We start from the raw sequence: 8,352 nt of genomic DNA on the forward strand, positions 1-8,352 counted from the left end.
GCGCCTGTGCCCGACTTCCCGACCCTGAACACGCGAAAAGCCCCTCCGGGGTTCCCCGGGAGTTACCAGCTCCCGGCCCGTCGAGGCTTCCGCGTTGACCCTGCTCATAGGTCTGTGGCGGAGTCTACCCGCGCACCTTGCGGGGCAGAACACCGCAGAGGCCGGAAAGGCCGACCCGTGGCTCCACACCGCGATATCAGCCCGGACGACTGCCCCAACTGCCGGAAGGTGTTCGCGGCACTCCAAGATCACCAGCTCGCCGTCTCCCGGACATGGCTCACCACCGAGGCCATCGGGAAGGTGGTCGGCCTCAAGAAGCGGGCGACACAAGACCATCTCGCCCACCTGTTCGCGCACTCACGCATCGACGCCGACCGGCGCACGCCCCTCACGGGCGGCATCGGGCAGCCGGTGCTGCCCGGCGCCCAGGAATGGGCCGCCGGCGTCGTCGCCCCCGACCCGACCTGCGCCAAGTGCCTGATCGCACTCGCCGGTTGGGGCTGGGAGGGACAGGTACGGATGGACGAACTCGCCAAGGCCGCCGGGGTGTCCCTGCGCACGGTCCAGCGCCACCGGCCGCACCTGGTGAACGCCGATCTCGTCGTGTTCCGCCCCGTGGCCGTCCGGGAAGCCGACAGCGGGTTCGTCACCGGCCGACGGCCGGACCGTTTCCAGCTCATGAGCGGACTCACCGCCCCCAGACTGGAAGGCACGGCATGGGACGAGGCACCGGCACGCGCGGCGGCCGTCATCGAGCGGGTGCGCTGGTTCGTTCCGGCCGCCGACCACACGAGCACGTTCGAGGAACAACGCGAACTCGCGATCCGGTCGGTCACCTGGTGCCTGCGCAACGGGTGGCCCGAAGAGGCCCTCTTCAAAGCGTTGGACGAGAGCCAGAACCGCAACGCGTACCAGCCGGGCGGATACCTCTCCAAACTCCTGCGGAAACTGCCCGTCGAGTACGTCGTCCCGGCCCGGGAAATCGTCCGCGGCGAGAGCCCGCAACGAGTGGCCGAGTGCCCCATCTGCAACCGCCCGTTCAGGACGCGGATGCCAGGACGCGTCCTGTGCGGCGGCGCCGTCTGCCTCGCCCCTGACCAGACCCTGACGGCCGCATCCGTCTTCAAGATCGCCTGAAAGAGGCCGCCCCCATGGGAAAGCTCATCGATGCCATGCGTGCACGGTTCCAGACACGCGACATCCCCAAGACGGCACGAGGCCAGTTCAACGCCCTCATGCGCCGCGAGAAGGGGAACACCGCACGGGTGGCGGAACGGCTCGGCGTCTCACGCCGCACGGTCCAGCGGTACGTCAAAGGCGACCGGGACGTGTCCAAGACCAAACCCGAGGTCCTCGACCGCCTCCGCAACGAAGTCGCCAAAGACCACCAGCCGCGCGTCACCGTACGCGCCCAGAGAGAAGCCCAGCAGCAGGGCATGAGGATCGAAACACGGGCACGTTTCGGGTTCACCTCGGAGGCCGGCAGCACCGACGACCCGCGGATGCGACGCCTCACCGAGGAAGTCCCCGACCACCTGATCCCGGACGTCTTCGAAGCCCTGCGCAACAACGACGAGGACAAGCTCGCACAACTCCTCGGCCAGGGCCTGGCCGAGGAGTACTTCCGCACCCCCGGCACGGAGGCCGAGGCCCTGGACGTCGAGTTCAAAGACATCGACTACATCGAGCTGGACTACCGGTGATGACCATGACCGACCACGCCTACACCGCACCCCTCGTCGTCCTCGACCAGGCCGACGGCGCCCTCGTCGCCCACCGGCCCGACGTCCAGCGCATCGACGTCCCAGAAGACGTCGTCGACCTGGCGACGGCCGCCGAGTGGGCCCTTGCCTACGGCCTCGGCGCGCCGAAGCTCTCCAAGTACGGCGAGGACACCGGCCCCCTGCTGGTACTGACCGAGTCGGCGGCGAAGGCCCTCGGCCTGCCGGCCGGGCTGGAGGACCGCAAGAGGCTACGGGTGCCCGAGGACCACCCGGCGATCACGGCGCTGACCGAGGCGGGCTGGACGCTCTCCCGGGCAGGCCTCGGCCCCTGGTCCTTCCTGTTCAAGGAGCGCCTCGAGGTTCATGTCGCCGTCGTCCCGTGGGGCGCCTTCGCCGATCACCTTCGCTGGGGCGGCATCGAAGAAGTCGCCACCGACCCAGGAGCGCTCGCCTACGCGCTTGGCCTGTATGCCGAGCGCGTCATCAGCCCGACCGGCTCGACGGCCGCATGCAGCCTCGCTCTGATGACCGCCGTCCGCCCGCCGACACGGGTCCAGTTCGAACGCGGCACCGGCCGGATGCGACGGGTACCGGTCGAGGGCTCCCTCTCGGTGCCGGTCGACCCGGCCCCGCCCGAGGCCCCGGACGAACACCCCATCGCCGCCGACCGGACCCGGGACCAGGCCAAGGACCCCGCACACGTACTCGCCGAGGAAGCCCTCGCCTGGTACCGCGAACCGACCCAGCCCGAGACCGCCGCACCGTACGTGGTCGGCCTCGACATCAACACCGCGTTCCTCGCCGCGGCGAGCCGGCTCACCGTGGGACTCGGCGAGGCCGTCCACACCGACGGGCCGCGGTTCGACAAGAAGATCCCGGGAACATGGCTGGTCGACCTGTCCGGCGCGGTCCTGCGCACGAAGGACCTGCGCACCAAGGAGTGGAAGCAGCTCCCGGAGCACTTCCCCTCACCGTTCACCCCGGACGGCAGGCAGCCCACCGGCCCGGCCTGGTACGCGACACCGACCCTGGCGTACGCGGTCGAACTCGGCATCGACGTGCGGCCCATCGCCGCATGGCTGCGACCGGAGGCCGGCGGATACCTCGACCTGTGGCACAACCGGCTCAGGGCGGCCTACATGGACACGCTCACCGACCTGGGCGTGAGGGAAGACATGGACGAGGAGACCTTCCTCGCGGCCATGGCCACACTCAAGGAACGCGACCCCGAAGCCGTCGCCCTGCTGTCGGCGATCAAGCAGACGGCGAAGGGCGGCATCGGCAAGCTGAGGGAACGCCCGCAGGGCAAGCGCGAGGGCCGCAACGCGCCGTGGGCGGCGCTCAAACGACCGACGTGGCGGCCGGACATCCGGGCCGCGGTGATCAGCGCGGCCCGGGTCGGCACCCACCGGAAGATGACCAAGACATGGAACGCCACGGGCCTGGTCCCCCTGGCCGTCCTGTCCGACTGCGTGATCTACCCGTCGGCGTACCCGACGGCCCGCGCGGTGGTGCCGCGCAAGGAGGACGGCACACCACTGCCCGGCGGGTTCCGCCTCGGCCCGAACCCGGGCTACTGCAAGGAGGAAGGCGTCCGCGACATGGCCTGGTACCGGGAGATGGTCGCCAAGAAGGCGAACCCTGCCCGGTTCATCAAGGAAGGCCGGGACGCCTTCCGCGAAGGCGAGTAAGACACGACGCACGGCCGGGGGCGGGGTGCTGCGGGTGGCTCCGATTTTCCGCGGAAAATTCTGGTGCCCTCCCTCCCCCAACGCATCGCGTCGGTCGCCAGCGTGAGTCCTCGTCATGCCGCAACCGGCCGTGCTGCAGGCGGCTGCGATTTTCCGCGGAAAATTCCGACGCCCTGCCGCCACGAACCGGCGGCCACTGACCATCTGGGATGCTGTCCACGTCCGCCGTCCCACGCCAGGAGCGGCAGACATCCGGAGTACCGGGCGCAACCGCTCGGGAAGTCATCGGAAGAACGGACAGCATCCATGCAGTCATCTGTGCTCGTCGTCTCCACGGACCCACAGGGCTCCGCGGTCGACTGGGCGAACAAGGTAGGTGACAGACTCCCCTTCGACTTCATGGCGGCCCACGACAAGGCCGACCAACTCATCAAGTTGAAGAGCACGGGAGCGAAAATCCACGTCGTCGCCAACCAGAAAGGCGGCGTCGGGAAAACCACCCTCACCGTCAACCTCGCAGCGTGCGCCTACGACGTACTCGGCGACGCCGAGGGGTACCGGCACATCTTCATCGACACACCAGGGACGTTGAAGGACGAGGAGATCCTCGAAAAAGCCCTCGACATCGCCGACGACGTCCTCGTACCCATGGTCACGGAACCGCTCTGCTACAACCCAACGGCCCGGACCATCCGGAACGTGATCGAGCCTCTCGGCGTCCCGTTTCACGTAGTCATCAATGGATGGGACCCGCGCGACGGCAAAGCGGACCTCGATGACACACGAGAGTACGTCGAGAGGAAGGGGTGGCCAGTGGCACGTACGGTCATCCGGCGGTACAAGATTCACGCTCGGGCCGTCGCCGAAGGCACGGTCGTGACGCACTACAAGGAAAGCGGGACGGCCTACAGGGCCCGGGAGGACTTCTTCCGTCTGTCCCTCGAACGCGGATACGGGGGTATCTGATGGGCCGTCGAGTGTCCCTTGCCGACCTGGCTGACGACACGGTCGAGGACGAGCCGGGCGTCGACCCCGGCCCTCCCGCCCGCTGGATGCCTCTCGCCGAGTGCATCCCCAACCCCCGCAATCCGCGCAGCAAAGAGAACATCGATGACCTGTCCGACCTCGAGAGCATCAAGGAACGTCAGCTTCAGAGCTGTCTAGCCATCACGACGCAGGCCTACCTGCGCCTGTGGCCGACCGATCGACGGCTCTTCGAAACCGCACTGTCCAACGTCGTCATCATCAACGGCAACCGCCGCCGGCTCGCCGCCGAGAAGTACGGACGCACAGACCTCCTCGTCGTCGTCGACGACGGCATCGCTACGTCACAGGCCGCGGTGCTCCGCGCGGCATACGACGAGAACACCGCGCGCAAGGACTTCGACCCGATCGAAGAAGCATGGGCCGTGGTGGGGATCGTCGCCCAGTACGCCACCGCCAAAGAGGCCGCAGAGGCTCAGGGCTGGTCTCAGCCGTGGATCTCCCAGCGCAGAAACCTGCTCAAGCTGCACCCGGATCTGCAGCAGGAAGTACGCGCCAAGGCACACGGCGGCGACGGCATTTCGATCAACGTCGCTCGACGCCTCGGGTCCGTCAAGGGCATCCAGAGCATGAGCCTCGAGGAGCAGCGACAGGCCCTCACCGACATCCTGGACGCGGACGCCGCGGCGAGCGCCGCCAGGAGAAGCGTCTGGCGCAAGGTCCGCGAAGACCTCACGAACCCGGAGACGGGGTCGGAACCGGACCCGGATTCGGCTCTCCCTTCGGAAAGAAGCACGGCAGCCGAGACCGACAGTGCCTCGAGCCCAGAATTTTCCGCGGAAAATTCAAGCACCGAGGTCCCCGCACAACGCTCCATGGCACCCGAACCCGACGCCAGGCCGACCGAAACCGGACACCACCCGGACTCAGCCAGGGCGCTCGGAGCCCCGGAAGGCAAGCTCAGCACCGGCGGAACGCCTGACTGGACAATGCCGCAGAGCGCCGTTCACGAGTTCTCACGCCTGTTCGCCAAGCTGGCCAACGCGACAGGCAGCACTCCGGAGGAAGTCTCACTCCTCGCGTTCGATCTCGTACGGAAGCACTTCGGCGTCACCGTGGACGACTTCCCTGTGGCGTAGACACCGGCGTCTCCACTGGGGCCCGGAACTCCGAAGAGTTCCGGGCCCCAGTGCGTGCGGCTGAACACCACGCCCGTACACACCCCTGGCAGGCACACCGAACCCGCCAACCCGTGCACCCCTCTCCACCCAACTATGCCCAATCCTCATCACTCATGATTGATGCGCACACCCGCACCGATGTTCTCGTATGAGACCGGGTGTGGCCTCGCCGGCCGAGGCTTCACCGATCCGGCCGCCGACGAGCGACGGCAGGCCACACAGGAACGAAAAGCCCTTCGACCACTCAGCGTGACCACCTTACCGGCGGTCATTTCCCAGGTGGTCGCCATGAAGCCCGCCGGCGGGCTGCCGGTCCGGGGCGATGCCGCCGCCGGATTCATCGCCGACGGATAGCGGTGCTACGTGTCCGACAGGCCGGTGCAATGCAGGTAAGGCACCCAACGGCAGCTCGCCGCACGGCCGTTGCAGCGGAGGCACACAGCCGTCGTCGACGTCAGAGGCAGGCCGTACACCCACATCAAACAGGAAGGCGCCCGGAAGGGGCCCGGTTCGGTCGGGCGCCGGTGCAATGAGGGCAGGCGGCTCCACCGACGATCGGCACCCGTGCGCCCCTTGGGCTTGCCGCCGGGGCCGGGCCGGTGCTGCTCGAGCCAGTGGTCGAGCGGCACGCACTCCTGGCGGGACAGAACGCCGGCGGGAACCAGCCGGGCAACGACGTCCGCGACCCACCCCTCGGCCACGGCCCCCCGCTTGCGGCGCCGCTCCTCCCACATCCACATCAGCTCGGCAAGCGTGACAGCTTCGGGATAGACCACGACCGGCGCGGCACGCCGACGGTGCCGGGCCATTCCGAGGGCGTCCTCACGCGCGCGCCAGACCTCGGCCACGCCCCCTTCGGACTCGCGGCCGGCGCCGCGGCGGCGAGGGATGGACACCCACCACCAGAGCATGACCTGATGCGCGTCCGCCAGGAGGGCGTCGCCGACCGGGCCCAGGCGGTGAACGAGTTCACGATGCCTGTGCAGCGCGCGAGCGAGCTCGGGAACGGGACCGGTGTCGACGAGGTATCCGCCGTCGTCGCCGGCGAGCCACCGACGGCCGCAGGGACACGGCCGCCACCGATGCCCCTGCGCTGCCAGCCACGCCCCGGATTCCATGCACAACGGACAGGCAGGCAGGGGCGCGCCGCCGAACCCTTCGGGCCACGGCTCGATGCGAACGGTCCCGACCGCGGCAAGCCGACCGGGAAGAACGCCGGGAAGCGTACGGGACAGTTGCGCGGAGTCGCGGTCGACCAGGACGGCGAGCCGCTCGAGGGCCACGGCGGGGAGAAAGACCTCCTCGCGCCGCGGGTCGAGACCGCCGGCCGGGGTGGCGAAGCTGTCGTCGAGGGCGCCCAGAAGCGTGGGGAGAGCAAGGCCGTTGGCGGTGGCGGTGCGGGCGAGGTAAGAGGCGACAGTCTCGCCATGGATCAGCGGGACACGGATCGGAAGCTCGGCGGCCGTGAGCGGCGCGGGTCCTGGGCCGGTGTCGTTCATGCGGGCACCGTGGCATGCCGCGCCAGGTTGGTCGGGGGTGGTCGCGCCCGTGTCGTGAACTTGTCAGGATCATGTCAAGTCTAGGGATTTCGAAGGCGATTGCGGTCGGAGCGGGCCAGGAGGCGCCGGCTCTCCTCGCCCGGGTTCGGTCCGCGTCAGTGCCGGCCCGCACCCGTGTACCCGTGCACGGGCGAACACTTCGGGGGTGCACGGGTGCGGGGGTGCACGGGTGCGGGGGTGCACGGGTGCGGGGGTGCACGGGTGCGGGGGTGCACGGGTGCGGGGGTGCACGGGTGCACGGGCGCGGGGGTGCACGGGCGCGGGGGTGCGGGGGTGCACGGGCGCGGGGGTGCGGGGGTGCACGGGTGCGGGGGCGCGGGGGTGCGGGGGTGCACGGGTGCACGGGTGCGGGAGTGACTGTCGCGCGGGGGCTGTCGCGTCAGGTGTCGCGTGGCCGGTTGTCGCGTGCTGTGACCTGCGGGGATACCCGTGACCCCCAGGTGTCCGGACCATGCGACAGGGGCCCCTGACAGGGACGCGCACCGAACCCGCCATAGAGCGCGGGTGCCCCGTGGCGGGGCGCGAGACCGAACCCGCCACGGATGGCGTGTGGCGCACCGAACCCGCCACGGATGGCGTGTGGCGCACCGAACCCGCCACGGATGGCGTGTGGCGCACCGAACCCGCCACCGGGGCGCACTTGACCGGTAGGTGGTGTGGGCCGATGGCGGCCGTCACTCGAACGGTCGGGCGCGGCTGTGGCAGGTTGTTTCCGCTGGTCGTTACCGAACCCGCCATACCGTGCACACCCCCCCCGGTCGTTCGATTTGCTCCTGTGGATAAAGGGTGCACGGTATGGCGGGTTCGGTAAGGCGCTCCTTACGGCCCTTGAGTCCTGATACGGCCTCAAAACAGGGCTTGACCTGCACAAATGACGATGCATCAGGGGGGTGCACCGTTTGGCGGGTTCTACCTAGTAGAGAGATCATCGGAAGCCCATAGGCATGATCCGCGTCGCGGATCACCGTGGCCTGCGAAGCAGGCCACTATGGCTAGCAGTCGGCGCGAAGCGCCGACCTGTGATCGGCGAAGCCGATCACTGTTTCGGCGCGTGCTTTTCGTTGGTCCCCTTGGACGCCCCTCCGGGGCGCAGCGATGCCGGGCCCCTGCGGGGCCCTTGGACGCCCCTCCGGGGCGCAGCGATGCCGGGCCCCTGCGGGGCCCTTGGACGCCCCTCCGGGGCGCAGCGATGCCGGGCCCCTGCGGGGCCCGT

General features: G+C 69.2%; 7 protein-coding genes. 6 read left to right on the forward strand and 1 reads right to left on the reverse strand.

Features of this window, described 5'->3' with window-relative positions:
* Positions 1–177 precede the first annotated feature (177 nt).
* The 6 genes from ACZ60T_RS33455 to ACZ60T_RS33480 all read left to right on the forward strand — a co-directional run bounded on the left by ACZ60T_RS33455 (position 178) and on the right by ACZ60T_RS33480 (position 5,934).
* Entirely contained in the window at positions 178–1,137 is a 960-nt protein-coding gene (locus ACZ60T_RS33455) for a hypothetical protein (protein WP_469669396.1), read from the forward strand.
* 14 nt (positions 1,138–1,151) lie between these two features.
* Positions 1,152–1,703, forward strand: a complete 552-nt coding sequence (gene tpg / locus ACZ60T_RS33460) for a telomere-protecting terminal protein Tpg (protein WP_469669397.1) — start codon at positions 1,152–1,154, stop codon at positions 1,701–1,703.
* Positions 1,703–3,415 (forward strand): telomere-associated protein Tap, encoded by a 1,713-nt coding sequence (gene tap, locus ACZ60T_RS33465; protein WP_469669398.1) that lies wholly within the window; start codon positions 1,703–1,705, stop codon positions 3,413–3,415. The genes tpg and tap overlap by 1 nt, the downstream gene beginning before the upstream one ends.
* A gap of 306 nt (positions 3,416–3,721) precedes the next feature.
* Positions 3,722–4,381, forward strand: coding sequence for a ParA family protein (locus ACZ60T_RS33470; protein WP_469669399.1), 660 nt, complete (start codon positions 3,722–3,724; stop codon positions 4,379–4,381).
* An 11-nt stretch (positions 4,382–4,392) separates the two neighbouring features.
* Entirely contained in the window at positions 4,393–5,538 is a 1,146-nt protein-coding gene (locus ACZ60T_RS33475; RefSeq protein WP_469669400.1) for a ParB/RepB/Spo0J family partition protein, read from the forward strand.
* Positions 5,539–5,718: 180 nt separating this feature from the next.
* Positions 5,719–5,934, forward strand: a complete 216-nt coding sequence (locus ACZ60T_RS33480) for a hypothetical protein (protein ID WP_469669401.1) — start codon at positions 5,719–5,721, stop codon at positions 5,932–5,934.
* Between the two features lie 5 nt (positions 5,935–5,939).
* Here ACZ60T_RS33480 and ACZ60T_RS33485 read toward each other — a convergent pair whose 3' ends face one another.
* Positions 5,940–7,079 carry a TniQ family protein gene (locus ACZ60T_RS33485; RefSeq protein WP_469669402.1) on the reverse strand — a complete coding sequence of 380 codons (1,140 nt, stop codon included), beginning with the start codon at positions 7,077–7,079 and terminating at the stop codon, positions 5,940–5,942.
* Between the last annotated feature and the right edge of the window lie 1,273 nt (positions 7,080–8,352).

It is taken from the genome of Streptomyces sp. NPDC104371 (assembly GCF_055583785.1).

Excerpts from the sequence above, each read along its gene's own strand:
- tpg (WP_469669397.1), top strand. The coding sequence starts at position 1,152 with ATGGGAAAGCTCATCGATGCCATGCGTGCACGGTTCCAGACACGCGAC.
- tap (WP_469669398.1), top strand. The coding sequence starts at position 1,703 with ATGACCATGACCGACCACGCCTACACCGCACCCCTCGTCGTCCTCGAC.
- ACZ60T_RS33470 (WP_469669399.1), top strand. The coding sequence starts at position 3,722 with ATGCAGTCATCTGTGCTCGTCGTCTCCACGGACCCACAGGGCTCCGCG.
- ACZ60T_RS33480 (WP_469669401.1), top strand. The coding sequence starts at position 5,719 with ATGTTCTCGTATGAGACCGGGTGTGGCCTCGCCGGCCGAGGCTTCACC.
- ACZ60T_RS33485 (WP_469669402.1), bottom strand. The coding sequence starts at position 7,079 with ATGAACGACACCGGCCCAGGACCCGCGCCGCTCACGGCCGCCGAGCTT.